At 69.2% G+C, this 23,781-nt stretch carries 20 protein-coding genes; 8 read left to right on the top strand and 12 right to left on the bottom strand.

Annotated features, from left to right (window positions below; genetic code table 11):
* Window positions 1-20 precede the first annotated feature (20 nt).
* On the bottom strand, window positions 21-2,429 hold the full coding sequence (locus OIE49_RS06300) for a LamG domain-containing protein (RefSeq protein WP_326801454.1): 2,409 nt from the start codon (window positions 2,427-2,429) through the stop codon (window positions 21-23).
* 295 nt (window positions 2,430-2,724) lie between these two features.
* Between OIE49_RS06300 and OIE49_RS06295 the strand changes: the two genes are divergently transcribed.
* Window positions 2,725-3,804 carry an ISAs1 family transposase gene (locus tag OIE49_RS06295; protein ID WP_326800585.1) on the top strand — a complete coding sequence of 360 codons (1,080 nt, stop codon included), beginning with the start codon at window positions 2,725-2,727 and terminating at the stop codon, window positions 3,802-3,804.
* A 17-nt stretch (window positions 3,805-3,821) separates the two neighbouring features.
* On the opposite strand, the gene OIE49_RS06290 is transcribed toward OIE49_RS06295, so the two are convergent.
* A complete protein-coding gene (locus OIE49_RS06290; protein ID WP_326801453.1) occupies window positions 3,822-5,027 on the bottom strand; it encodes a hypothetical protein in 1,206 nt (401 codons plus the stop codon).
* A 2,179-nt stretch (window positions 5,028-7,206) separates the two neighbouring features.
* On the opposite strand from OIE49_RS06290, the gene OIE49_RS37060 reads away from it, so the two are divergent.
* Window positions 7,207-7,377: a helix-turn-helix domain-containing protein gene (locus tag OIE49_RS37060; protein WP_401787555.1), complete on the top strand. Its 171-nt coding sequence runs from the start codon at window positions 7,207-7,209 to the stop codon at window positions 7,375-7,377.
* Window positions 7,378-7,451: 74 nt separating this feature from the next.
* On the opposite strand, the gene OIE49_RS06285 is transcribed toward OIE49_RS37060, so the two are convergent.
* The 3 genes from OIE49_RS06285 to OIE49_RS06275 form a co-directional block, all read right to left on the bottom strand.
* Window positions 7,452-8,648 carry a tyrosine-type recombinase/integrase gene (locus OIE49_RS06285; RefSeq protein ID WP_326801452.1) on the bottom strand — a complete coding sequence of 399 codons (1,197 nt, stop codon included), beginning with the start codon at window positions 8,646-8,648 and terminating at the stop codon, window positions 7,452-7,454.
* 200 nt (window positions 8,649-8,848) lie between these two features.
* Entirely contained in the window at window positions 8,849-11,134 is a 2,286-nt protein-coding gene (locus OIE49_RS06280) for an FUSC family protein (protein WP_326801451.1), read from the bottom strand.
* Window positions 11,135-11,204: 70 nt separating this feature from the next.
* Window positions 11,205-12,134, bottom strand: coding sequence for an NmrA family NAD(P)-binding protein (locus tag OIE49_RS06275; RefSeq protein WP_326801450.1), 930 nt, complete (start codon window positions 12,132-12,134; stop codon window positions 11,205-11,207).
* A 167-nt stretch (window positions 12,135-12,301) separates the two neighbouring features.
* Between OIE49_RS06275 and OIE49_RS06270 the strand changes: the two genes are divergently transcribed.
* Window positions 12,302-12,547 (top strand): hypothetical protein, encoded by a 246-nt coding sequence (locus OIE49_RS06270; RefSeq protein ID WP_326801449.1) that lies wholly within the window; start codon window positions 12,302-12,304, stop codon window positions 12,545-12,547.
* Window positions 12,548-12,709: 162 nt separating this feature from the next.
* Here the strand turns inward: OIE49_RS06270 and OIE49_RS06265 are convergent, their stop codons facing one another.
* The 3 genes from OIE49_RS06265 to OIE49_RS06255 all read right to left on the bottom strand — a co-directional run bounded on the left by OIE49_RS06265 (window position 12,710) and on the right by OIE49_RS06255 (window position 15,147).
* Window positions 12,710-13,333: a hypothetical protein gene (locus OIE49_RS06265; RefSeq protein ID WP_326801448.1), complete on the bottom strand. Its 624-nt coding sequence runs from the start codon at window positions 13,331-13,333 to the stop codon at window positions 12,710-12,712.
* Between the two features lie 19 nt (window positions 13,334-13,352).
* Window positions 13,353-14,357: an inorganic phosphate transporter gene (locus OIE49_RS06260; protein ID WP_326801447.1), complete on the bottom strand. Its 1,005-nt coding sequence runs from the start codon at window positions 14,355-14,357 to the stop codon at window positions 13,353-13,355.
* Window positions 14,358-14,451: 94 nt separating this feature from the next.
* Window positions 14,452-15,147, bottom strand: coding sequence for a type 1 glutamine amidotransferase domain-containing protein (locus tag OIE49_RS06255; protein WP_326801446.1), 696 nt, complete (start codon window positions 15,145-15,147; stop codon window positions 14,452-14,454).
* A 122-nt stretch (window positions 15,148-15,269) separates the two neighbouring features.
* On the opposite strand from OIE49_RS06255, the gene OIE49_RS06250 reads away from it, so the two are divergent.
* Window positions 15,270-15,713: a hypothetical protein gene (locus OIE49_RS06250; protein WP_326801445.1), complete on the top strand. Its 444-nt coding sequence runs from the start codon at window positions 15,270-15,272 to the stop codon at window positions 15,711-15,713.
* Window positions 15,714-15,984: 271 nt separating this feature from the next.
* Here the strand turns inward: OIE49_RS06250 and OIE49_RS06245 are convergent, their stop codons facing one another.
* Window positions 15,985-16,137: a hypothetical protein gene (locus OIE49_RS06245; RefSeq protein WP_326801444.1), complete on the bottom strand. Its 153-nt coding sequence runs from the start codon at window positions 16,135-16,137 to the stop codon at window positions 15,985-15,987.
* 288 nt (window positions 16,138-16,425) lie between these two features.
* Here OIE49_RS06245 and OIE49_RS06240 point away from each other — a divergent pair, with 288 nt between their 5' ends.
* The 4 genes from OIE49_RS06240 to OIE49_RS06225 all read left to right on the top strand — a co-directional run bounded on the left by OIE49_RS06240 (window position 16,426) and on the right by OIE49_RS06225 (window position 21,067).
* The gene (locus OIE49_RS06240; RefSeq protein ID WP_326801443.1) at window positions 16,426-16,851 is read left to right on the top strand and encodes an aromatic-ring hydroxylase C-terminal domain-containing protein; all 426 of its coding nucleotides are present in this window, start codon (window positions 16,426-16,428) and stop codon (window positions 16,849-16,851) included.
* A 71-nt stretch (window positions 16,852-16,922) separates the two neighbouring features.
* Window positions 16,923-17,573, top strand: coding sequence for a GntR family transcriptional regulator (locus tag OIE49_RS06235; RefSeq protein WP_326801442.1), 651 nt, complete (start codon window positions 16,923-16,925; stop codon window positions 17,571-17,573).
* 341 nt (window positions 17,574-17,914) lie between these two features.
* Entirely contained in the window at window positions 17,915-20,338 is a 2,424-nt protein-coding gene (locus tag OIE49_RS06230; RefSeq protein ID WP_326801441.1) for an ATP-binding SpoIIE family protein phosphatase, read from the top strand.
* Window positions 20,339-20,443: 105 nt separating this feature from the next.
* Complete coding sequence (locus OIE49_RS06225; protein WP_326801440.1) at window positions 20,444-21,067, top strand: DedA family protein; 624 nt, start codon at window positions 20,444-20,446, stop codon at window positions 21,065-21,067.
* Between the two features lie 172 nt (window positions 21,068-21,239).
* On the opposite strand, the gene OIE49_RS06220 is transcribed toward OIE49_RS06225, so the two are convergent.
* The 3 genes from OIE49_RS06220 to ddaH form a co-directional block, all read right to left on the bottom strand.
* Window positions 21,240-21,551, bottom strand: coding sequence for a hypothetical protein (locus tag OIE49_RS06220; protein ID WP_376496051.1), 312 nt, complete (start codon window positions 21,549-21,551; stop codon window positions 21,240-21,242).
* Between the two features lie 155 nt (window positions 21,552-21,706).
* Window positions 21,707-22,927 (bottom strand): ornithine--oxo-acid transaminase, encoded by a 1,221-nt coding sequence (gene rocD / locus OIE49_RS06215; RefSeq protein ID WP_326801439.1) that lies wholly within the window; start codon window positions 22,925-22,927, stop codon window positions 21,707-21,709.
* Window positions 22,927-23,745, bottom strand: coding sequence for a dimethylargininase (ddaH, locus tag OIE49_RS06210; RefSeq protein WP_326801438.1), 819 nt, complete (start codon window positions 23,743-23,745; stop codon window positions 22,927-22,929). Before ddaH ends, rocD begins: the two co-directional genes overlap by 1 nt.
* Window positions 23,746-23,781 lie beyond the last annotated feature (36 nt).

Here is a 23,781-nt window from a genome sequence, read left to right as displayed (position 1 = left end):
CGCCCTGTCCCACCCCGCTGCTACTGCTGCTCGGCGTTGCGCCGGTTGGCGATCATGTCGGTGGAGGTGGCTCCGGCCCAGACGCGGACGCTGTCGATCATCCCGGGGAAGTAGCGTGCGGCAGCGCCGTTGATCTTTGCCCGGCCGATTTCGAACGCTCCACTGCCCTGCCAGGGGGCCGGGTATGACACGCCGTCCTCGTCGCCCATCCTGGCGCTGTCGACGTAGAGCTTGAGCCCGCCGAGCTTGGAGGTGTCGTCGGGGTCGGTTGCTGCCTGGGCGTCGTAGACGACCGTCAGCATCACCGGAACGCCCAGCTTGGCCGTGGTGAATGCGGTGGAGTCACTCTTGGTCCACACCGCGCCGGTGCCGTCCTTATCGGGGCGGCCGAACGTCCATCGGCCCTGGGTGCTTCCGGCCGGCTGCTCGTACCAGACGCCCCAGGAGGACTGGCTGGTCCCTGACTGGCCGAACACCTGCACGGCGTACGACTTGCTGGTGTCGGCGAGCTTGGCGGGGTCCAGCGTGACCCAGGCGGTCGCGGTGAACGAACCGGAGTCGTCGACAACCGGGCCGGCGGCGGTGGCGTACGCGCTGGTGCCGTTCAGGGTCATCGTCTGAGTCGTGGTGACCTCTTCGCCGATTTCCGGGTCGCCGGTGGTGAGCTGGGTGAGCTTGGCACCGCTGAGCGTCAGGTTCCGGCCGAAGCCGCTGGTGTCCTTGATCGTGGTGCCGGTCGCGTTGGCGATGTCCGTGGCGTCCCACTTGGCGACGAGCGCCGGGACCGGGTCACCGGCAGTGCCGTCGCTGAGGTCCTCATCCTCCAGCCAGGCCTCGTGGGCGACCTCGGTGTCCGCGAGCGCGCGGGACCAGACCTCCACCTCATCGATCGTGCCGGCGAAGTTCTCCGCACCAGCCGTCTTGTACCACAGCCGCCCGACCTGAAGGCCGCCGGACGCCTTCCACGGGGTAGTGAACGGCACCGGATTGCCCTGCGGGACGCCGTTGATGTAGAGCTGAAGGGTCTGCGCCGCCGCGTTGTAGACACCCGCCAGGTGAGTCCAGACGTTCAGGACCGGCGGTTTGGTGCCGATCGAGCGGGTGATCGCGGGGCTGGTGACGTCCGTCTGGTGGCGGTTGAAGATCCAGGCGTTGTAGGCGGTGGAATAGTACAGCTGGAACCCGGAGGCGTTCGTCCCCGCCTGGGACAGGACGGTGTAGTTGACGTCGTTCTTCGTCAGACGCGCCCACGCCGAGACGGTGAAGGACTTGGTGGTGTCCAGTACCGCGCCGGAGGTGGAGAGGTAGGCGCTTGTGCCGTTGAACTTCGCGGCGCTGGAGCCGCTGCGTGCCAGGGTGTCCCAAGTGGCCCCCGAGGAGGTCAACGGGTGCTGGGTGGCGGTGGTGGAGTCGGTGAGGGCGTTGTCCAGGTGCCAGATTCCCGAGGGCTTCTCGGCACCCTTCACAAGAAAGCTGTAGTAGCCGGTGAGTGAGCTGTGTCCGGCCGCGTCGTAGCCCCAGACCTGGATGGTGTTCTCACCGGCCTGGTTGGGAGTGATCGTCTGGGTGGTGGCAGTGCCCTGTGCGACGGTGATCGGCGAGGAGACCGCGCCGCTGTTCAGCCTCCACTTGTAGCTGACGACGTCCGACTGGATCCCGGGCACGCTCGGGTTGGTGTCCGCAGGAGTGAAGGTGAACTTGCCCGGCGTGCCCACCCCGCCGGCGGCCGGGTTGGCCTCGGCCGGCTTGTAGAGACCATCCGCGCTGGTGATCACCGGAGGCGGTGGCGAATCGGTATCGACCCGGAAGTAGCACCAGGACGACCAGGCCGAGTCCAGGACACCAGTGGCGCCCCGGTCAGTCTTGTAGTACGCCTGCGTTTTGACGCGCATGCGGTAATCCGTCTGCGCCGGCAGCGCGCTGGAGGTCGCGGTACGCGCGGCGTTGTGGGCCACCCAGGCACTGTCCGGCGACGCCGCGTACCAGGCGCGGCTGGAGCCGTCGGCCTTCCACACCTCGAACATGGCGCGCAGTTGCGCGTTGGAGCCGTCAACGGACTGCACCGTGGCCAGCATCTTCGGCTTCGTGTCGCTGGTGGCGAAGGGCAGCGTGGAAGCATTGCACGCCCGCCCGGTGGTGCCCTGCTGGACGCCGTACGCGGTCGGCTTGTCCGGATAGGAGACGTAAGTCACCGACAGCTTCGCGTCGTTGCGGAACCGCGCCCAGGAAGCCGCATTGGACTCGTCGTGTGCAGTCAGCGAGAAAGTGATCTGCGCCTCTTTGTTCGCGGCGTAGGAGGCGAGGGTCGGCGTCAGGTTCTCGTTCGTCTCCTCCAGGTTGTCACTGAACCGCACCCAGTTCGCCGGCTGCGACGGGCTGCACAGAGTGCCCCGCCCGTAGGCCACCGTCCGGTCGACCATCAAGTCCACCCCAGTGGGGCGGGTCGACCAGGTGGTGCTGGAGGCAGGGTCTTTGAGAAGTGCCGAGGTGGGCGGGTTCGCTTGCTGAGCACCGGTTGTGACGGCTTGTCGACTTCTGTCTGTGGGTGACCCTGGACGCAGAACAGGCATGGCCGCTGGTGATCATGTGGGTGTCGAGTCCGTATGAGCACCGAGCGAGTCCATGCCTGCACACCCATCTTCCCGCATGCCGTCATGCCTTCGACAACTGGGGGACGCCTCCGGCTCAGCCCCGCTGGAGGCAGCCGTTGACCTGCGGAGTTATATGGCCACGGTGCCTGACCCACGGGCCCGTCGCGGCATACGTCACCCTTGGACAGCCCTGCTCACCGCTGCGGCCGCCGCCGTTCTGGCAGGCGCCGCCTCGATTACGGCGATCGGAGAGTGGGTCGCCGACGCACCGCAGAGGGCCCTGGCCCTGCTCGGGTTCCGGCCCGATCCGCTGACCGGCCTGATCCGCCCGCCCCATGCCACGACCATCCGTCTCGTCCTGGCCGCCGCGGACGGTGACGCCCTCGACCGCGCCATCGGCGACTTCCTCCAGGAACGCAAGGCCCCGGCCCCGGGACGAAAGGTCATCGCCGTCGACGGCAAGACACTCCGTGGCTCCCGCACCACAAAACAGCGGGCCACTTCCCTGATCGCCGCCATGACCCACGACGGCCAGGTCCTCGCCCAACGTCAGATCGACGGCAAGAGCAACGAGATCCCGGCCTTCGCCCCACTCCTGGACGGCCTCGACCTGACCGGCGCGGTGATCACCGCGGACGCTCTTCACACCCAGCACGACCACGCCTCCTACCTGCATGAACGCGGGGCCCACTACCTGGCCGTCGTCAAGAAGAACCACCCCGGACTGCATCAGAAGGTCCGCCGCCTACCCTGGCGTGATGTCCGCCTGGACCACTACGAACGCGCCCGGGCCCACCACCGCGAGGAGATCCGCCGGCTGAAGACCGCCACCTTCGCCCACCTCGACTACCCGCACGCCCGCCAGGCCCTCCAAGTCGTGCGCTGGAGACGGGACCTGGGCACCGGCAGGCTGACGATCGAGCGGATCTACCTGGTCACGAGCCTGCCGCCCGGCGCGGCCACCGGCAGCGAACTCGCCGCCTGGATCCGCGGGCACTGGCTCATCGAAAACCAGCTCCACCACGTCCGAGACCGCACCTTCCGCGAGGACGCCTCCAAAATCTGCACCCGGCACCTGCCCCGCGTGATGGCCGGCCTGCGCAATCTCGCCATCGGCGTCCACCGCCAGGACGGCCACACCAACATCGCCGCCGCCCTCCGCCGCACCGGCCGTGACCACCAGCGGCCCCTCACCGCCCTCGGACTGACCTGACGAACCCGGACACAAGATCACTTCTCAAAGACCCTGGTGCTGGAGGAGATGCCCTTGTCCACACGGGTCAGGTCGTACACGTGCGGATCACAGGTGAACGTCCACACCTGGTACACCTCGAACGTCGCGTCCAGCACCTTCTTGCCATGGATCGACGAGAGCGGGTACTCGAAGTACATGCGCTGGGTGTACGCGCTGCTGGAGCAGAGATAGCCGGCGTAGTTGGAGCAGCGCCCCACGCCCTTGTCCCCGCTGAACTTCCAGTACTTGGTGCCGTTGGAGGCCAGAGCCGTATAGTCCCCCAGCGTGACGCCCTTGGTCGGCGGGTCGATGTAGAGCGGGAAGACGGTGTCCTTGCCATGGAGTAGGGCGGGGTCGGGCGTGATCTCCAGGGTGGTGCCGGTGACCTTGAGCGGGAGCTTGGCCGCCGCGTCTCCGCTGCCGGGGCCCTCCGAGGGGGCCGGCTCGCCCTTGGCGTCGGGCAGAGGGGCCAGTTCCGCCGAAGCATTGCGGGCGGATTGCGGGGTGACGGTTGAGGTAGCGGTGACAGTCGCCGGGGTGTCACCGGCCGAGTCCCACATCTGCCCCGCCGGGCTCTCGAAGACTGGGGTGCCGTCGCTGTCGCGCGCGACGAAACCCCCGTCGGCCGTTGGGGTTATGTCCAGGCCACCGCCGGAGACGGCCATCGAGATCGTCTCAAGCGCCGGGTTCTTTGCCGCCTCAGCGGTCTTGACCACGAGAACCGAGGTGTAGCCGGAACTGAGCGCGGTCAGTTTCAGATCGATGTCCGGGAGGACTCCGGGGTAGGTAGCGGTGTTGCCATCAATCCGGGGCTCGGGAAGCGCGGTGGGCCAGCCGAGCTGCAACTCGTGTCCCTTGTCCTCCAGCGTGACCAGTCCGTCCCCGCTACCCCCGCCCGAAAAGGTGACATCGGTCGTCGTGTTCTTGGCCCGTATAGAACCATCGGCCTCGCGTACAAGGGTGGTGTCGATGGGGGCCCAAGTACCGTCGTCCTTCCGGGCACGGACGGGAGCCGCGTTCATCTCCTGGGTGAAGGTACCGTCCGGGTTAGCGAAGACCTGCGACGACTCGGTGGTCACCGCCTCCACGGCGACACGCTCACCGATCTCTGCCGCGAGAGCACTCGCCTGCGACTCCGGAGTCCCGCTAGCTGCTGTCGAGGTCACCCGCTCATCGGCGAGTGCCCGAGTCGCCCCGGTCACCGGGACGGCAACTCCTAGAAGAGTAAGGGCTACCACCCCACTCCGCGCTGTCTGACGCCAGCCGCGCCACCGTTCTCGCGTAAACACGCCCCCACCCGCCTCTTAATTTTTCATAAAAATAAACAGTGAAGATCATGTGGCGGTCGAACGGCCTGGTCAATAGTGTTGCCTATCACGTTGAAACCGTCCCAGTATGCAGATAAAATGGTGCTTTTTATCTGCCAATCCGGCCGAAGGGACTCCTCGTGGGCGGTGTGTTTGTCTACCCATCAGCGATTGATCCGATCAGTGCGCACCTGCACCACGCCACCCGTCAAGTGGGGCCCATTGGCCGCAGGTCGGCTGTCGCACATGCCACCGGAGGACGACCCGCCCGCCGACTTCGAGGACAACCGGTACGTCCACTACGCGGCGCTCGGTCAGCCGCAGGACGTCGGCGCATTCATCACCGCCCTGCAAGGCAGGCTCCGCACATCGCTGGACCGCTTCGAGCAGGCCTTGGCCGGGGCAGCACGGGCGGGGTGCCAGTTCCGCCACCGGTTGGCGCCCGCGACCCAAATCTCCCGACGTCGCAGCGCGTCCCGCAAGCTGACGAGCACGCACAGCTCGTACGGGATGCGCTCGACGCGGCCCTGGTCGTCGACGACCGCCGCCCGCCACTGCTCGGGGACCATCCGTCCAGCGGCACCGTCTCGGCCGGGTCGAAGAACGCCCCTCCTTCAGCGGCTGCTCCAGGTACAGCCTGAGCAGGTCGATCGGTCCATCACCGGCCGGTAGACACCTCAGGCGTTTAAATCGTCAGGTTGGGCGGCTCGTTGGTCTCAGCGAAGCGGAGCCGCGGAGGAACCGGTAGTGGACCGGCTTCCTGACGCTGGTCTTTGCCTGTGGGGCGGTAGCAGTGGGCCTGGCTGAGCCGACATCGGACCGATGGTATTGGGTCGGTGGCTTCGGTGTTGCGTGGTTGGCCTCCGTACGGGTCCGGGGGCGCTCCCTCGCGATTCCCCGAGGTCTTCACTAACCGGATGTGGGATGCGGCGTTCGAGCAGAAGCTGACCATCATCCACGAGCGTTGGTCGCGCGCAATCGGTCGCTGACGGAACTCATGCCGCGAGAGCCTCGGTAGCCGTGGGGAACGCGACAGCTTCGTCGAAGCGGGTCCCGTGTTCGAAGCAGCAGTAGAGCTCTCCGTTCTCTGAGGTTCTTTCCGGTGTGGCGTGACGTTGTCTGACCCCCTCCGTTGATGTCTTGCACGACGAATTTCAGGGGGTGTGGTGCTTGTGATGGGCCGTCGCGTGAGATGCACGAGGGGAAGTGGATGGACCGTTCTTGGTCCGCATCCGTCGGGGAGTCGGTACTGGACGGTCATCGGTGATCATCTGCAGGTGATGCCGATTGCGGATCGGTACCTGCGGGAGCTGAGGTTCGGACGCAGTCGCGCCGAGCTGACAACGAAGTTGTACGCCGGGGCCGTCGCCTTGTACTTGCGGCGGTGCCGACGCACGGGTCGCGACTGGTCGACGCCAGCGGCGGACCTCTTCCGCCCGCTGCTGGGGAGCGGGAAGCGGCCGTGCTCGTTGTCGAACGGCAGCCCGACTTCCTCGAAGGCGTCGCAGTCATGTTTCACCTGTCAGCGCATCGTCTCGCCCTGGCAGGTGGGTGTGAGGGTAAGTTCGTCCCAGGTCAGCGAGTGGACTTCAACCGCGATCTGCGCCAAGGACATCGACACGTTGCGTCACTACACGCTACGCCCCTGGCCGTGACGGCAACTGTCTGGCGAGCAAACGACCCTCGCGCTCCCGGGAAGCCCCCAGATCGGCGGAGTGGGCCGTCGCCGATGGGAGCATCCGCAGCCTGTTTTCGTCGCTGGCAACCGGAGAGCAGAGACAGGCGAGTGGCGCTGGGGTGGACCGCCTGGTGCGTCGCGTCGGCGACTTTGGGGCGAGGCGGACTTGAGCACGATTGGCCGCGGTGGCGTTCGATCGCGCGGGCGAAACATAGCAGCAATCTCGCGGTTGGGGAAACCGGCGTTTCCTCGGACAGTGGGGACGTCCCCGCTTCTCGAGCAGGCAAGCGTGGACCAGCACCGTTGACGTTGGCCGCTACCCCGCCGGCATAGCGCGAGCGCTACCTACTGGGGTGGGATGATTCGGAACTTGGAGTACGGGTGACCCCTTATCTGATGAGCGCTCAGGAAACGGCCGAGCTTCTGAATATGTCAGTCACCTGGGTCTACAGGGATGCAGTGCGTTGCGGGTTGACGCCATATAAGTTGGGCTCGGGGAGAAACGCCAAAATTCAATTCAAGCGGTCTGATGTATTGAAGTGGCTGGAGCAGCGCCGCGTCGCTTGATAGGGCACAGTTCCTGGCGAACGAAACAAGTTTTCTTGTTTCGTTCGCCAGGATTTTGCTATGTATAGCCTTGTCTACAGGGACATGTTGAGAATCTTGGCTGCTCGGGTAATAGACGACGGCATCAAATGGCGATAGATCCGGTACGTAATTTCGATGGACTTGTGCCCCATCCACTCTGCCACATCCGTAATCGGTATGCCGTTGGACAGGGCGTTGGAGGCGAAAAAATGACGGAAGCCGTACATGACAAGTCCGTCAGGTAGGGGGAGATCTTTAGTCGCCTGCTTCCAGGCATGATTCAGTGATCTGTAGGTCATGTGGGGCAAGCTTCCAGTCTTGTTGGCTCCTGCCAGAAGGTAGCCCCCAGAGAAGGTTCCATGCTCCTTCGCGTACGTCTCTATGGCGGCACGCGTCTTCTGCGGCATGGGTACTTCGCGGAATTCTCCAAGCTTCCTGTGCTTCAGCCTCGTCAATTGGTTCGTGTTTGCGCTGACTTGTTCGGAAACCCGGTAGACGTCATCGGCCACCAAATTTTTGATGTTGACTGCGAGTGCTTCGCCGTTGCGGAGTCCCATGCCGGTCATCAGATCGGCGACCAGTCGAAATCTGAAGTCGGAAGACTGGGTCTTGATGAGCTGGATGGTGTCGTAGTTCGGTACCACAGCTCGTTCCGGGTCGTACTGCGGAGGTACCACGCCGGTCAGCGGGTTGCGTTGGATGGCACCCTTCTTGTGGGCGGACAGCAGGATCGTCTTCAGCGTGACAAATACCTGGTCTTGTGCTGCAATGCCAACATTATTACGCTCCATCGTCTCGATGAACCGTTCGACAATGGACGGTGTGAAGCTCTCTATTCGTCGGGACTGCAATTCTGGATATATGTGCTTGCCAAGCGATGAGCGTGCGCCGGCGCTTCTCGACTCACTCCAGTCGCGGCGCTTTGCTATATAGTCCTCGGCGTATGTCTTGAACTGCTTCTGACCCAGCTCATGGGCTTCCTGCGCTGCTGCCTGAGGCGTTGACCGCCTCTGCTGGTAGATCTCGGTGAGGCGGTCCACGGCAGCTTGCTGCGTCCGGTACCCGCTCTCTTCCGTCTGTCTGCCCGCGGCGTTGCGGAAGCGGATGGTGTAGGGGTGGGGGCAGTTGGTGGGGCGGGCGCACCCGCACCTCTTCGAGTACGTGCCCATGCCGCGTGCGAGTGACTTGGTGGCCAATGTAGCTGACTCCGTGCTGATGCTGAGATTTTGCTGACACTGAGCCTGCTGCATACCACCTGACCTGCGCAAAGAGATCTGCGCCACTACTTGAGCAGGTAGTAGAACACGGCTTGCCCCTCACTCCGACCAGCTCGGCTTCGGACCGGTGTTGTGCCAGGTAAAGGGCAGGATCCCGGATGTTGCCCATGTGCGTCAGTAGTCATCTCTAACCGCGCTCGACCGAGCTCATGCCGACGCTTTGCTGACTGGAGTCAAACTGATCCCATCACGGCAACGCGCGCGTCGGCGTGACCGGCTGCCGCCGCGATGGGCGACTGGAGCCGCCGCACTGCTTCCAGATGGTCGCCGGTCCAGATGATGCGGATGCCGGTCCCCGTCGCCCGCCCGTCCGCACCACGCAGGTCCCGGCGGACCGCCTCGACCAGCCGGGCGTTGTGCTCCCGGTCGGACTCCAGCGGCTCCGGCGCCGGCCCTTCGCTCTCCAGCCCCTCGGCCAGACTCTCGTACCACCGGAAGACCCGTTCCGCCATGACCAGCAGTTCCCTCTGCGCGGCGGCGCGGTCCCCGAGCGGCCGGCCGCCCGGGGCCCGCCGCCACAGCTCCAGGACCGCGTCGGCTGCCAGACGAAGCCCCACGACACCGTTGACAAGAGTCGTCGCCTCGCACAACGCGACGTCCTTCGCTCCGCGCTCGGACAGGTAGGTCCTGAAGGCGTCGTCCAGTCGGCGCGCCGCGGCCGCCGCCCGGCGGCCCTCCTGCGGGCGCTCGATGGCCTCGGGCCTGAAAGTACAGCAGGACACCGCATAGCCCACTGCTCCGAGTACATAGCGCGCGCTGTCGACATACGCCTCCGCCAACGCCCTGGCGAGGGCGGCGGACGCGCCGCGCGGCCAGAAGAGCAGGCCGACGACCAGGCTCACCGCACAGCCGAGCGCGATGTCCTCGACACGGAACAGGATGACCGACAGGTCCGCCGGCCGGGCGATGTCGAACAGGATGACCAGGGTGAGCGTGAAGGCCGCCTGCCCGGCGGCGAACGAGATCGCGGCCGGGACGACGCCCGCGGCCATCACCGCGACGGGCAGCAGGATCCACAGCACGCTCGTGTTGTGTCCGATGAGCTGGAGCAGACCGGCGCCCAGGATCGAGCCGACCAGGGTGCCGCCGAGGGCGCGGAAGACGTTCTGCCCGGTGCTGAGGGCGTTGGAACGCAGCACCGACAGGGTGCCCAGCGTGATCCAGAAGCCGTGCTGGACGCCGGTCACATCGGCCAGCGAGATACCGATGCCCAGGCCGATGGCGCCGCGGATGCTGTTGTGCAGCCATATGGAGTGCGGCTCGACATGTGCGGCGGCGCGTTCCGTGGCGCTGGTCAGGCGACCGGTCGGGGATTCGGGCTCGCGGCCGAACAGGCGGTCCGGCCAGCTGCGGTGATCGGCGGTCCGGGCGATGTCGACGTTCCGGGCGATCTGCAGGACGACGAAGGCCACCTCCTGAGCCCGGAAGGTGACGTCTAGGCTGTCGACCAAGGTGTCGAGGCCACGCCTGCCACCGGAGCCGCCGTCCGGCATCGGCAGCCGGTCGACTGCCCCGTCCTCCAGCGCGGTCGATGCATGACGGAGCTCCTCCACGCCGGCGCGCAGGCGGTCCGGCGTGACGCGCGGATCATCGAGCATCTCCGCCGCCAGTTCCAGTACGGCGGCAGCGGCCCTGCGCACCACCGAGGACTGCCGGGTGCCCGTCGAACCGTCCTCGACGGCGGGGGCGGCCTCCGCGAGGATTGCGCTCAGCCAGGTCAGCTCGTCGACCAGGCGGACCAGTGCTCGGGACCCGGTGGAGAGACTGGTGGGCCGGTAGGGGGTGGCGGTGAACGCCTGCTGCAGCTTCTGTGTGCTCGACCTGGTCTCCTGGGCGCAGGCACGGCACTCCCCGAAGGAGGGGCCGGCGGCGCGGCCCGTGATGTAGTCGGCGTCGGCGCGCAACTGCACTGCCGCAGCTCGGAAGACCCGAGCCGCCGGCGCACTGAGCGGATCGGCCTGCGTCCTCGCCCACAACAGCCAGACCGCGATCAGGGACGTACCGGCCGCCAGCCCCACGCCGATCAGCCGGTCGGGCAGCTGGGTCAGGGGAGCGGGCGCAGACACCGGCAGGATGAACGCCAGCAGCAGCGACGTCGTGGCGCCGGCCAGGACCGAGCTGACCACGCCCGAGAAGAGCACGACGAAGCCCACCACCAGCGTCGCGGCAGTCGCGCTCCAGACCGACCGCGACGCGAGGGTGCCCAGTGAGACCAGCACCAGCCAGGCCGCCCCGAGCGCCGCATGCGCGCGCAGCCGCTGCACCACGGGGCCGGTGTATTCGACCAGCAAGAGCATCGCGAACGCGCCGAACGCGGCGAAGGTGCCCGTGACCGGCGCGTGGAAGACCTGGGTGCACAGCGCGAAGAGGGACGGCATCACCACCGCGGTCCTGGCCGCCCGCCGCATGGCGGCGAGGCCCGGATCCCGGCGGCGCAACCACGCGGTGAACTGACGCATCTGAATCATCGCAATCCGCCTCGGTGCGGTGGCGGCCGTCTGCTGGACAACGCACGCCGAGGACGCGGCTTCAGCGGGTGAAGAGGCTGGGGTTCTTCCGGACGTAATCGGCCACCCCCGATGGAGGCCGCCCGGTGACCTGCTCGACCCCTTCCGCCTTGCGGTCGTAGCGATTCTCCGCATGAAGGCGAGCCATGGTGGCGGTGTGCTGGAAGACGTGGTCGGGCAGGCCCAGCGGCCTGAGTTCGTCGTCGATCCATTCCCGCAGTGGGACGTCGGTGTAACCGACCGGTCGGCCCAGAGCTGCGGAGACCTCCGCCGCCATGGCGGCGATGTCCTCCGAGCGCGGGCCGGTCAGCTCATGGATGCGGCCGATGTGCGGGGCCGGGTCGGCCAGGATCTCCTCCACGACCGCGGCGACGTCGCCCGCCGCCACAGGGGAGGTTCTCGCTCGGCCGAAGGGCAGCCTGATGCTTCCGTTCCTCGCGATCGAGGAGAAGCCGACACGGAACAGCGGGTTCTCCAGGAACACGGTGGGCCTGATCTGGACAACGGGCAGGCCCGACCAGTCGAGGACCTGCTCGACCAGCCACTGCTGGCGGTGCTGAACCGACTCGGAGGTGCTGGTGAGGTCCATCTCGGAGACCGTCAGCTGCGACATGTTCACAAACGCTTCCAGGCGTCCGTACGCGCGCGCGACGGCCGCCGCCGTAACGGCAGCCTCCAGGTACTGCGCCGACACGCCCATGCCGAAGTACATACGTCCGCAGCCGGCCAGCGCGTCGGCGATGTCGCCCGCGCGCGTCAGGTCTCCGACGACGACCTCGGCGCCCGTCGCGCGCAGCGCCTCCGCCCGCTCGTCATCGCGACGCACCATGGCCCGGACGGGCAGGCCCCGTCGTCTGAGGCCTTCGACCACGGATCGTCCGACCGCGCCTACGCTGCCCGCCGCGCCCGTCACCAGAATGGGCAGCACACTGGCTGCCGCGGTGCGGTCCATAGGGGCAGCCTGCGGCGCGCACCGCCAGGGCGCAACCGGAGCCCGACGAGCCGTCGGCGCCGCGACGCCTCAACACCTGCGCTGTGACCTGAGGCTATGAGGGCCGGCCCCCTTCGCTGACGCCGGTCAGCTTCCATGGCGTGCCGGATGATGTTGACCACTCCGGCGTGGCCGCACCCGGTGATGATGACAAGTCCCCGGCCGCGCACGTTGATGACGAGTGCCTGGTCGTCGATGACGGCGGGGTCGCGCCGCCGGCCGTTCCCGTCCCAGGCTTGGTGTGCCGGCGGCATGCCGTGCTCGAACTCGGTGACGCGGTCCACCTCGCCGGTGATCAGGATGCCGCCGGCCAGCAGCGACGGCTGCCGCCGCTCGATCACCTCGAACCCTTCGCGTTCCAGCGCACCCCGTGACAGCGTGGGCATCTCCAGACCCTGGCCGGCGGGTAGTTCCAGGCGGCGGCGGGTCCAGACCGCGGGGTGGACGGTCAGCGGCAGGCCGGAGCGCCCGCGCAGCCGGACCAGCCCGTCGAAGCCGCCCGCGTGGTCGAAGTGGGCGAATCGTGATCATGCAGGTCAACGCCTTGCGTGATCCGACACGACGAGTCGGCGCCGAGGTGCGCAGACGTCCCGCTCCTGTGCTGCCGGGCGGCGTCCTGGCTCCTGCCTGTCGTCCGGTGCCGTCTGCGTGGCGCACAGGGTCAGCAGCCGTAGCAGTGCTCGGTCGGTTTCGACGGGAGGCAGGGCTGACAACACCCGCACCGCGGTTTCTACGGCACGACGTGCCGGGCCGTGCAGGCGCAGCCCCGCCGCCACCCTCCCCTCCCACCGGCACGCCTGAAGCCGTGCGCGGGCCATGTCGCGCCGATGGCACGCGCGCCGTTCGGCCCGGCTGCCGGGCGCCGCGGCGGCACCGACCGCGTCCCAGCAGTGGAAGACGACCCGGTCGCGCACCCCCGCACCCGGCGCACCGCGTACCAGCAGGGGTGCGAGGTGAATCAGCCGACTGCGGCCGGCATCGCTCACGGCATCGTCGACCATCCGGGCAAGGGCCGCCAGGAGGGCATCGGTGCAGGCCGGTCGGTCGGTGAAGCCGGCACCGGCCAGAAGGGAGACGTACTCCATGAGGCACATCCCGTCCGCCGGGTTCAGGTGCGTGTACCGCTGGAGTGCGAGGGGGTGTGCGCCGAAGTCGTTCATCGCACGTACCTCTTTACGGTCAGGTTCCCAGGGCCAGGTGAATGAGTGCGTAGGTGGCGGCCGCGGTCAGTCCGGCGCCGGGCATGGTCAGCAGCCAGGCGGTGGCGATGTTGCGGGCCATGGCCCAGCGCACCGCGGACAGCCGCCGGGTCGCGCCGGCGCCGAGGATCGCGGAGGTGATGGTGTGCGTGGTCGAGACCGGCGCCTGCCAGATGAACGCCGTCGCGTACAGCACGCTCGCGGCGGCCGACTCGGCGGCGAAACCTCGCGGCGGGTCAAGGTGCACGATCCGCCGTCCCAGCGTGCGGATGATGCGCCAGCCGCCCGTGTACGTTCCCGCTGCCATGGAGGCGGCGACCGCCCCGATGACCCACCACGGCACGTCGAACGTGGTCTGCTGCCCGGCGGTGACCAGCGCGAGAACGATCACGCCCATCGTCTTCTGCGCGTCCTGCAGGCCGTGCCCCAGGCCCATCCCGGCCGCCGAGACGGACTGCGCGACACGGAATCCGTGCATGGCCTTCGCCGGCCGGGCGCGCCGGAAGATCCACAGGATCAACGTGTGCACCAGGTAGCCGAGCACGACCCCGAGCAGGGGCGAGAAGACCATCGGCAGGACGACCTTGTCCACCACCCCGCTCCAGTGGACGCCGCTGGCCGCGGCGAGCGCGGCGCCGACCAGCCCGCCGATCAGGGCGTGGGTGGAGGAGGTGGGCAGTCCCAGCCACCAGGTGATCAGGTTCCAGCCGATGGCGCCGATCAGGGCGGCGAACACCACGCTCAGACCGTGGGAGCCGGTCGGTGTGGCGATAATGCCCGAGCCGACCGTCTTCGCCACCCCCGTGCCCAGCGCCGCACCGGCGAAGTTCATGCACGCCGCGAGCGCCAGCGCGGCACTCGGGGTCAGCGCACGGGTGGAGATCGACGTCGCGATCGCGTTCGCGGCATCGTGGAAGCCGTTGGTGAAGTCGAACGCCAAGGCGATGACCACCACGGCAACCAGGGCAGCCAGATTCGCGTCCATCGAGCCTGACTCCGTCCACCGAAAGCCGCGCTACCCATACATCCCATACATAATGGGCACTCGTCCATGGATAGGGGAAATGGGGGAGGTTCGTCTACGTCAACGCCTCCTTCAGCAGGCGCTCTGCAAGGGCCCCTGCCGAAGCGGGGTTTTGTCCCGTGTACAGGTTGCGGTCCACCACCGTGTACGGTTTCCAGATCTCGCCGCGAGTGAAGTCGACGCCCAGGTCCTTCAGTTCGTCCTCCAGGAGCCACCGAGCCCGGGCGGCCAGTCCGACGGCCTCTTCCTCGTCGTTGGTGAAGGCCGTGACCCGGTAGCCGGCGAAGGGCGAGACACCGTGCATCCTGGTGGCCAGCATCGCGGCAGGGGCGTGGCACACGACGGCGAGTGGTTTGCCCGAGGCGAGCGCTGCGGTCAGCAGCCGGCCCGCGTCGGCGTCGACGCACAGGTCCTCCATCGGACCGTGGCCGCCCGGGAAGTAGACGGCGTCGTAATCTTCCAAGCGGGCGTCCGACAGCCGGATCGGCCGCCGCATCTCCTCCGCGGAGCGGATGATGCGCTCGAGGTCGAGGGCGATCTCGGCACTGCCTGCCATCTCGGGGCGGAGGCTCATCATGTCCACGTTCGGGACCACGCCATTGGGGGTGGCCACCACGATCTCGTGGCCGGCTTCCGTGAGCGCCTTGTACGGGGCCGCGAACTCCTCGGCCCAGTAACCGGTTGCATGTCGGGTGCCGTCCTTGAGCGTCCAGTACGTGGCTCCGGTCATCACGAACAGCAGCTTCGCCATCAGGGAGCACCTTTCCATTTTCGCCCGACGCGACTGGGGGTTACTTGTATCCATTGCCAACCTAGGCCGGTATTCGAGCAGGCGCATGCGGACCGAGCCATGGGAGAGCCGCGCCTTCGGCGGTGACGGCTCTGGCCCTTCTGGTGACGGCTGCCGCCGCATGGTGGCTGCTCCGGGAGCCCTCCGCCCCCTACGCACTGCGGGCTACGCCCGAGGTGAACGTAACGCTCCGCCCCGAAGAGTCCACCTACCCTGAGGCGAAGGAAGTCGCCGACGAGGTCGAGCTGCTCGTCAAGGTGTACGTCCAACGCCTTCAGGCCGGTGAGCCCGCGGACCTGGCGCATATCGGCGCACCCTGGTACACCGCCAGAGAGCGGGCCGCGCAAGGCCTGATCTCCAGGTATGGCGCACACGCCGGCGAGCCGGTCGAAGCAGTCGTATCGGACCCCGTCGTACCGGGTCTGGCCGCCGTCGAACTTCGCTTTTCGACGGACAGAGACAGGTGGTGGACCTTGTCCGGGGCAACGATGTGTGGTGGCTGGAGCTGGGGAATGGTGATCCTGTGAAGCCATAGGTGCCGGCCTCCCCATGGAGACTGGAACCGTCGCCCAAGAGGTCGCTTGTGGGCGACGGTTGCCGTATGCCCTCGCTTCAGCCGCCATGCCGTGCGCCGCGGGTATTGCCCGCTCCAGCCCTGAGAGCGGGCATCACGGCGCCTGAATGTCGGTCATGCACTGGTCGAGGCGCCGCGGCGGCAGCGACGGCAACGCAGACACACGACGAGGCCCTCGCCGAACTCCTCGGCGGTGGCCTCGCGCCGCACAGTCCCATGTCAGGTCAGTGCCGACTGACCTTGGTGATACGGCACTTCAATCCATCGGGTGCCTTGGTGAGACCCCCGGCCTTCTCGTTGGCCTTCCGGCCCGCCGCCAGGTTGTTCACCATCGCCACGCCCTCGCTGGATCGCGTGCCGGAGCCGCCGACGAACACTTCGTGATCTTGACGTCGTCCTCGGGCCTGTGCACCCCGCCCGGCTTCGACTCCACCTCTGCATCGCCGCTACAGCCGCAGCAGCGGCCACCGCCGCCAGCCGGATACGCGTACGCACGTTGCGACGTGCCTCCCTGATGAACCGTCGGACCGCAGAACGTAGCGGCCCGAATCCGGTCGGTAAACCCCGAACCCGGTGGTAAGTACCCCAACGAGGCAGCCGTCGACAGCCTGACCGACAGTTGATCGGAATCAGCCCGGCTGAAGCTCCCGCCGATCAGCGCAGCCTTGTCACCGCCGCCACGGGATGCCGAGTCGTGTCCGCCAGGACCTCCGCGATCAGGCCCGGCTCTGCCCGCACGTACGCCTACGCCTCACGGCATTTCCGGCATCAGGATCACCTACCGGGCGCCCCGTGGCTCTCATCCGCTCGTCGGACGCCGGGTATCGGATCTCCGTCTGGCAGACACGCCGGCCCGGCACTATGAGGCACTGCGGGAGGGCAAGTTCGTGCTGGTGGACCGCGATGTCGCTGCGGCTGCGACGCCGTGGGCGGGGCGAGTGGCGACAGTCTCCCCGGCGACCAGCCTGCGCCCGACCCTCCTGGACCGGCCCGACGGTTATGCCGCGTGGGCGGCCGAGGACTCCGGCCCGGATGAGGTGTGCCAGGCCCTGACGCAGTGGCTGGGCTCGGTGGACCGCCAGGGAGCGTGAACGAACCCGGCGCCGGGCGGACGTGCCGGTACGGGGCGGACGGGTGGCGCGTACCTGCGAGAATGAGGCCCATGGCAGGGTCCGAGGGTTTTGAGTCCGAGTCCGAACGCGTCACACGGCAGTTGCGCGACCAGATTCTGGACGGCGACCGTCGGCCCGGCAGCAAGCTCGTCGAACGGGAGCTCGCCGCGGAACTCGGCGTGAGCAGGCTCCCGATCCGGGAGGCGCTGAAGGCGCTGGTGGCGGAGGGACTGGTCACGCCGCGCCCGCGGACCTGGGCCGTCGTGCGCGAGTTCACCTCCACCGACATCTCCGACCTCGACGAGGTCCGCACCGCCCTGGAGACGCTGACGTTCCGGCTCGCGGCCCAGCGACGCAACCGCGCCGGCCTGGAGAAGCTGCGCGCGGATCTGGACGCCGAGCTCGAAGCGGCGCGCCGGGGCGACGCCGTCAAGGCCCGGCGTGCCGCGGCCGACTTCCACGAGACCGTGACGGTGATGGCCGCCAACGAGCTGCTGAACGAGCTGGGCACCACGCTCCGAAGCCGTATGCGCTGGCTGCTGGCCCAGCACGACGACCTCGTGACCGTCGCGAAGGAGCACGAGGCGCTCTACGAGGCGATCGCGGACCGGGATGTGCCGAGGGTCGAGGAACTGGTCATGAAGCACCTGGCCACCAGCCGGGACGTGGCCGCGCCCCACCGCCGGCAGCCGACGCGGTAGCGGTCCGAAGTACGCGCGCGACGGGGGCCGGACCGGGGGGCTGAGGCTTCCTGCAGTTCCGAGGTCGCCGGACGGCCGAGAACAGCCCGGATGCAGGCGGTGCGGCGCGTGTCGGCCGTCGATGACTGCTGACCACCCGCCAGGGCCCCGGCACCTGCGTGACCAGACGTGCGCCCCCTCGACCCGGACCGCGCCGCGCGCAGGCCGCTCCGGGGCCGCCGACCGCGTGCCGGACCGGCGTCGTCGGGTGGGCCCGGCGGGGGAGCGGAGGCGCAGGCTGTCCCAAATCGCCGATAATGGGACGAGCCTGTCGGGCGGCTCGGCCGCCAGCGAGGAGCGAGATGAACGGGTTCGACCCCGCCGGCGCCCTTGCCTCAGGCGCCGTGGCAGCCGCCGTGCTCGACGAAGCCGGGACCGTCGTGCGCTGGTCCCGCGCGGCGGCCGACCTGTTGGGACACCCGGCCGCACACGTCTGCGGCCGCCCCGTCGGGGACCTGCTCGCCGACACGCCCGGTCGGACGCACCCCTGCGCCTTCGCGGCCGACGGGTCTCCGGCCGTCGGCCGGACCCGGTTGCGGCACCGCTCAGGGCGTGCGGTGGAGGTCGCCTTCCGGATCGAGCCCCTGGAGGGTTCCGCCGAACTACTCGCCCTGGCCGCCCCCGTGGCCGGGGCGACCGAGCGGGAACAGGGCCTGTCCCTGCTGCACGCGCTCTTCTCCCAGACCCGGATGGGGGTCACCCTCCGCGACACGGACCTGGCCCTCGTACGGACCAACATCACCCTCGAGACGCTCGGCGGATCTCCCGGCGCCGACGGCGTGCACATGCGGGAGGTGGCCGACGCCGCGAGCGCCGAAGCCGCGGAGGCGGCCCTGCGCCGGGTGCTGGAGACGGGCGTACCGCTGATCGGGGAGGCACAGGAGGTGCACTCGCCGCACCTGCCCGGGCGGCACCGGACACTCTCCCTGTCCGCCTTCCGGCTGGAGGACGCGCGGGGGGAGCCCGTGGGCGTCGTCACGCTGGTCACCGACATCTCCGAGCAGCAGCGGACCCGTCGGCACCTGGACCTGCTGCGCGACGCCTCCACCCGGATCGGCGGCTCACTGGACGTCACGCGCACCGCGCAGGACCTCGTCGACGTCCTTGTCCCCGCTCTCGGGGACCTCGCCTGGGTGGAGCTGGCGGAGCCCGTCATCGAGGGCGACGAACCGGCCAACGTGCTGGGCGGCGCCAGGCTGAGCTGGCGCCGGGTCGCGGTCGCCTCGGCCACCGGGCCGTGGCCCTCCCGTCTGCTCCAGAAGGGCGCGGTGGCGCCCCCGCAGCCGGACATGCCCACCCTGCTCGCGGTCCAGCGCGGCGACGTCGTCGTCGCCGACAGTGAGACCATCAGGGCCATGTTCGGCGAGCCGCACCTGATCGAGTTGCTGGTGCCCGACGACGCGCGCTGGATCGCCGTGGCGCCACTGGTCGCACGCGGCTCGGTGCTCGGAGTCGTCGGGGTCTGCCGCACCGGGCAGGGAGAGCCCTTCGACGAGGACGAGGGCGACCTGCTGAAGAAGATCGCCTCCAGGGCCGCGCTCAGCGTCGACAACGCCCGCCGCTACACGCGCGAGCGCCGTGCGGCCGTCGCGCTCCAAAGGCGCCTTCTGCCGCGCGCGACCACCGAGACCCCGGCCGCCGAGACCATCGGCGTCTACCGGCCCGCGGGCGGCGGGGCGGAGATCAGCGGCGACTGGTTCGACGTCCTCTCACTGCCCTCGCTGCGGGCCGCGTTCGTCGTCGGCGACGTCTTCGGGCACGGTCTGCACGCCTCCGCCACCATGGGCCGGCTGCGCACCGCCGTGCAGACCCTGGCCGACCTGGAACTCGACTGCGACGACCTGCTCACCCACCTCGACGACCTGGTGCAGCGGCTCGCGGGGGAGGCCGCCCCCGAGAACCGGGACACCGTCGGGGCCACCTGCCTGTACGCCCTCTACGACCCGGTCGCCCGCCGCTGCGCCCTCGCCAGCGCCGGGCATCCGGTACCCGTCCTCGTCCCCTGCGACGGCAGGGCCCGGCCCGTGGACCTCTCTCCCGGCCCGCCCCTGGGCGTCGGTGGCATGCCCTTCGAGACCGTCACGGTCGATCTCGCACCCGGCAGCGTCCTCGCCCTGTACACCGACGGACTGATCAAGGGCGACGACGGCGACACCGATGCCGGACTGCGCCGGCTGACCGACCGCCTCGCCGCCTGCTGCCGTCCCGGCCGGCCGCTGGAGGAGATCGGCCGGGCGCTCCTCGCCGACCTCGACGACCATCCGCCCAGGGACGACATCGCGCTGCTACTCGTCCGCACCCGCGCGGTCCCCGCGGAGTCCGTCGCCGACTGGGAGTTCCCCGCGCACCCCGCCAGCGTGGCCGACGCCCGGGAGGCCGCCACCCGCCAGCTCGCCGAGTGGGGGCTCGACGACATCGCCTTCAGCACCGAGCTCGTGGTCAGCGAACTGGTCACGAACGCCATCCGCTACGCCGGCGGCCCCATCGGGCTGCGGCTGATCCACGAGGACGTCCTGGTCTGCGAGGTCAGCGACCCGAGCAACACCCAGCCCCGCCTGCGCCGGGCCCGCACCACCGACGAAGGGGGGCGGGGCCTGTTTCTCGTGGCCCAGCTCAGCACCCGCTGGGGCAGCCGTTACAGCCGGCGCGGGAAGACCATCTGGGCCGAGCAGGCGGTCGGCCCGGGGCCGGACGAGCTCATGTTCTCCTCCGTGCTGCCTTTCTGACCGGGCACCAGCACGGCAGGGCCGCGGGGCGCCGTCCGACACGTCAGCGGTCGCGCGTCGCCGTGCCTGCCGGTGACCGTTCGCCCGGCGTCGTACGGTGTGGGCATGGCCCCTCCGCTTCCGGGTCCGCTGGAGCACCTGGCACCGCTGCTCAGCCACTACGGGTACTGGGCCGTGGGCGGCGTGGTCCTCGTGGAGGACTTCGGCGTCCCCGCGCCGGGCGAGACGATCCTGATCGCGGCCGGGGTGTATGCCGGGGCCGGGCAGCTCGACGTCGTGGCCGTGGCCCTGATCGCGTTCGCCGCGGCCGTCGTCGGCGACAACATCGGCTACCTCGTCGGCCATCTCGGCGGACGTCCCTTCGTGCACCGCTGGGGCCGGTACATCTTCCTGACGCCGGAGCGGTTCGCGGCGGCCGAGCGGTTCTTCGGCCGGCACGGCGGCAAGATCGTCGTGGTGGCCCGGTTCATCGAGGGCCTGCGCCAGGCCAACGGCATCATCGCCGGGACCACGGGCATGCACTGGCTCCGCTTCCTCGCCTTCAACGCGCTCGGCGCGGCGCTGTGGGTCGGCCTGTGGGTGAGCCTCGCCTACGTGGCGGGCACGCACATCGACACGGTCTACGCCGAGATCAGCCGCTACCAGGTGTACGTGCTCGTGGCGCTCGCGGTTCTCGTCGTCGCGCTGATCGCGCGGCACCTGCTGCGGCGCAGGCGCCGCCAGGACTGACAGCGGACGCGTGCTGCCCACGCGGCGCTGGTGCCCCGGCAGGCGACGTTTGCCCCGTCGCGAACGTTGCCAGCCGCGGCACCAGCTGCTCCGCGGGCGTACGTGATCCCCGCGGGCACGCACGGCCGGCGCCCGCACCGGCGGCCGGCAACCGCACCAGCCGTGGGTGGTGTCAGCGGCCGTCCCGGCCCGTGGGCTCGTTCAGCGTGCCGGTGTCATGGCGGCCGCCGAAGCGGTGCGTGGACCGGTGCGCGTGCCGGTGGTGCGTCGCCGCGCCGGCCATGAGGCTCGCGCCCAGGCAGAAGAGCAGGGCGAGGGCGAGACCGGCGCTGAAGATCTCGAGCGTGTTCATGGTGGCGATGTGGTTGCCGAGCACCGACACCGGGTAGTGCGGGCCGCCGGCGAGGTTGCCGGCGATGGCCAGGCCGGTGAAGGCGGCCGTCGCCGCGAGGAGGAGCAGGCCGATGAGCAGCATGGGAGTCATCCCCTCAAAGAGTCCTCGGAGAGTCACTCATCGAGGCGGGTACCCAGCCCGCCACCGGCCAGGCGACCCGTCCGGCCCCTTCGCGTGCCGAGGAGCCGGACGGGAGCACACACCGCCGGGGAGCCCCGGCGGTGTGCGTCCGGCGACGGTGTCCGTCAGGCGGCCAGCACCTTCTCCAGGGAGGCGAGCGCCGAGCGCAGTTCCTCCTCGGTGATGGTCAGCGGCGGCGCCAGCCGGATCGTGGAGCCGTGGGTGTCCTTGGCCAGGACACCCTCCCGCATCAGGCGTTCGCCGATCTCCCGCCCGGTGCCGATCGCCGGATCCACGTCCACGCCCGCCCACAGGCCCCGCGAGCGGAAGCCGACGACACCCCGGCCGACCAGCTCGACGAGCCCCTCGTGCAGCACCTTGCCCAGCTCGGCCGCCCGGAGCTGGAACTCGCCCGTCTCCAGGAGCCCGACCACCGCCGTGCCGACCGCCGCGGCCAGCGGGTTGCCGCCGAACGTCGACCCGTGCTCACCCGGCCGCAGCACCCCGAGCACCTCCCGGGACCCGACGACCGCGGACACCGGCACGATGCCGCCGCCGAGCGCCTTGCCCAGCAGCAGGACGTCCGGGACGACGTCCTCGTGGTCGACGGCGAGCGTGCGCCCGGTGCGGCCGAGGCCGGACTGGATCTCGTCCGCGATGAACAGGCAGCCCTTGCGGCGGGTCAGCTCCCGCACGCCCGCGAGGTAGCCGTCGTCGGGGATGAGTACGCCGGCCTCGCCCTGGATCGGCTCGATCAGCACCGCCGCCGTCGTCTCGTCGACCGCCGCCTCGAGGGCCGCCGGATCGTTGTACGGGACGATCTTGAAGCCCGGCGTGAACGGCCCGAAGCCCGACCGTGCCGTCTCGTCCGTGGAGAAGCTGACGATCGTCGTCGTACGGCCGTGGAAGTTGTCCGCCGCGACCACGATCGTCGCCCGGTCGGCCGGGACGCCCTTGACCTCGTACGCCCACTTGCGGGCGACCTTGATGCCGCTCTCCACCGCCTCGGCGCCGGTGTTCATCGGCAGCACCATGTCCTGCCCCGTCAGCGCCGCGAGCCGCTCGGCGAACCCGGCGAGACGGTCGTTGTGGAACGCCCGCGAGGTGAGGGTGAGCAGGTCGAGCTGACGGTGGGCCGCCTCCGTCAGCACGGGGTGGCGGTGACCGAAGTTCAGCGCCGAGTAGCCGGCCAGCATGTCGAGGTAGCGGCGCCCCTCGACGTCCTCCACCCAGCTGCCCTCGGCGCGGGCCACGACCACGGGGAGCGGATGGTAGTTGTGCGCGAGGACCGGCTCCTCGGCCTCGATCAGCTCCGCGGAGGTACGGGTACGGGCGGGTGCGGTCATCAGCGGATCTCCTGGGTGCAGCACTTGATTCCGCCGCCGGCCTTGTGGAACTCGGACAGGTCGACGGGGACGGGGACGTAGCCGCGGTCGGCGAGCTGATCGGCCAGGGCGGTGGCCCCGGGCGAGATGAAGACGTGGTGGCCGTCCGAGACGGAGTTCAGGCCGAAGGACATGGCGTCCTCCCGGGTGGCGATCAGCGCGTCCGGGTACAGCCTGGCGAGCACCTCGCGGCTGCCCGGCGAGAACGCGTCCGGGTAGTACGCGATGTTCCCCTCGCCCTCGTCGTCGAGCACGAACAGCGCCGTGTCCAGGTGGTAGAAGTACGGGTCCACCAGGGTCAGGCCGATCACCGGGGCGCCGAGGAACTCCTGCGCCTCGCGATGGGCCTCACGGGTGGTGCGGAAGCCGGTGCCCGCCAGGATCCAGCGGCCGGCCGGCACGAAGTCGCCCTCGCCCTCGCAGACCGACTCGGGGCGGTAGACGTCGAAGCCGGCCGACTTGAACCACGTGTCGTAGGGAAGGGACTCCGGACGGCGCTCGGGCGCGCGGAACAGGGAGCCGAAGACGCGGCCGTCCACGACCACCGCCGCGTTGGCGGCGAAGACCATGTCGGGCAGTCCGGGCACGGGCTCCACGGTGTCGACGGTGTGGCCGTGGGCGCGGTAGACGCGCGTCAGCTCGTGCCACTGCTCCTGGGCCAGGGGCACGTCCACGGGGACGTCGGGATGCATCCAGGGGTTGATCGCGTACTGCACGGCGAAGTGTCTGGGTTCGCAGACGAGGAAGCGCCGCCGGCGCGGCACACGGGATTCGGGCACAGAGGGGTTCCTCCGCTTCCTGGGTGGCTGCAGGGT

This window comes from Streptomyces sp. NBC_01788 (assembly GCF_035917575.1).
In the GTDB taxonomy this organism is placed as follows: Bacteria; Actinomycetota; Actinomycetes; order Streptomycetales; family Streptomycetaceae; genus Streptomyces.
This window is presented reverse-complemented; position numbering and strand designations above follow the sequence as displayed.

Coding starts and splice junctions, on each gene's coding strand:
- OIE49_RS06295 (WP_326800585.1), top strand. CDS start 2,725: ATGGCCACGGTGCCTGACCCACGGGCCCGTCGCGGCATACGTCACCCT.
- OIE49_RS37060 (WP_401787555.1), top strand. CDS start 7,207: ATGAGCGCTCAGGAAACGGCCGAGCTTCTGAATATGTCAGTCACCTGG.
- OIE49_RS06285 (WP_326801452.1), bottom strand. CDS start 8,648: ATGCAGCAGGCTCAGTGTCAGCAAAATCTCAGCATCAGCACGGAGTCA.
- OIE49_RS06280 (WP_326801451.1), bottom strand. CDS start 11,134: ATGCGTCAGTTCACCGCGTGGTTGCGCCGCCGGGATCCGGGCCTCGCC.
- OIE49_RS06275 (WP_326801450.1), bottom strand. CDS start 12,134: ATGGACCGCACCGCGGCAGCCAGTGTGCTGCCCATTCTGGTGACGGGC.
- OIE49_RS06265 (WP_326801448.1), bottom strand. CDS start 13,333: ATGAACGACTTCGGCGCACACCCCCTCGCACTCCAGCGGTACACGCAC.
- OIE49_RS06260 (WP_326801447.1), bottom strand. CDS start 14,357: ATGGACGCGAATCTGGCTGCCCTGGTTGCCGTGGTGGTCATCGCCTTG.
- OIE49_RS06255 (WP_326801446.1), bottom strand. CDS start 15,147: ATGGCGAAGCTGCTGTTCGTGATGACCGGAGCCACGTACTGGACGCTC.
- OIE49_RS06235 (WP_326801442.1), top strand. CDS start 16,923: ATGGCAGGGTCCGAGGGTTTTGAGTCCGAGTCCGAACGCGTCACACGG.
- OIE49_RS06230 (WP_326801441.1), top strand. CDS start 17,915: ATGAACGGGTTCGACCCCGCCGGCGCCCTTGCCTCAGGCGCCGTGGCA.
- OIE49_RS06225 (WP_326801440.1), top strand. CDS start 20,444: ATGGCCCCTCCGCTTCCGGGTCCGCTGGAGCACCTGGCACCGCTGCTC.
- OIE49_RS06220 (WP_376496051.1), bottom strand. CDS start 21,551: ATGACTCCCATGCTGCTCATCGGCCTGCTCCTCCTCGCGGCGACGGCC.
- rocD (WP_326801439.1), bottom strand. CDS start 22,927: ATGACCGCACCCGCCCGTACCCGTACCTCCGCGGAGCTGATCGAGGCC.